This window comes from Protofrankia sp. CiP1_Cm_nod4 (assembly GCF_982290645.1).
The window spans coordinates 5,152-6,202 of the sequence record NZ_CEVIVC010000212.1; the positions used below are offsets into that span (position 1 = coordinate 5,152).

The 1,051-nt window shown below is 74.6% G+C and carries 1 pseudogene; it reads left to right on the forward strand.

What is annotated here, in order from left to right:
* Positions 1–77 precede the first annotated feature (77 nt).
* Positions 78–1,051 (forward strand): annotated as a pseudogene (locus AC5LSR_RS22905) (hypothetical protein); the annotation flags it as partial.

A 1,051-nucleotide genomic window follows, 5' to 3' on the forward strand; every position in this document is an offset into this window, starting at 1 on the left:
CAGAACGATCTCGTCGCGCGGCTGGAGACCACGGGTGAGCCATTGCTGCGGCTGCTCGCCGTTCTGGAGCGTGCCGTATGAGCATGGAGTCCCTGACCAACCGCGGAGAGTACTTATCCGCCTACTATCTCGCCGAGCGTCTGCCCAAGGTGGTCAAGGACGGTTACCTCGGACGCTGGGCGGAGGCCGAGAAGAACCACGGGCTGTCCGCCGACGCCGACGCCGACGCCGACCGGCCCGGCGGGGCGTGGGCCGGGGGTCTCGGGGAGAACGAGCCCGCCGCGGCTCTCGGCCCGGCGGTGACGCCGCGGGCGGGCATCCGGGCGCTGCGGCGGGCCTACTACGAGCTGCGCGCCGAGATCGTCGAACTCGACGCGGCCGTTCAGGCCGCGGAACGCGACGGTGTGGAGGCGGACGAGGCCGTCCGGGAGAAGCTGCGGGACAAGCTGCACGAGCTGCACGGCCACGTCCTGCGCGCGTTCGCCTTCACCGCGCGGCCGACGGAGCTGACCGTCATGCGCGCCGGCACCGAGCACACCGTCGCAGTGGCCCACGCCGGCCGGGGCGTGCTGGCGGTCGAGTGCGGCTGGGCGACGGACACGGACGCGGCGACCGCCGCGGACGGCGCCGGCCGGCTGCTGACCCCGGTGGACGTCGACCGGCGGGAGCGGATCGAGCACGGCATGGCGCTCGCCGGCCACCTGTTCGCCCTCGACGACGACCGGCCGCGGTACGTGCTCATCCTGGCCGGCGCGGTGGTGACGCTCGCGGACAGGCTGACCTGGGGGGAGGGCCGCTACCTGGCGGTCAGCCTCGACGTCGCGTTCGGCCGCAACGACACCCGGCCCGGCGGCGAGCTCGACGTGATCGCGGCCCTGTTCGGCGCGGACACGCTGTGCCCGCCCGAGGAGGGCGGCAGCGAACGGCTCGCCGAGCTGCGGGAGGGCTCCCGGCGGCAGGCCGTCGGCGTCTCCGCGGAGCTGCGGGAGGGGCTGCGGCTGTCCGTCGAGCTGATCGCCAACGAGGTGCTCGACCGCATCCGGGAGGCCGG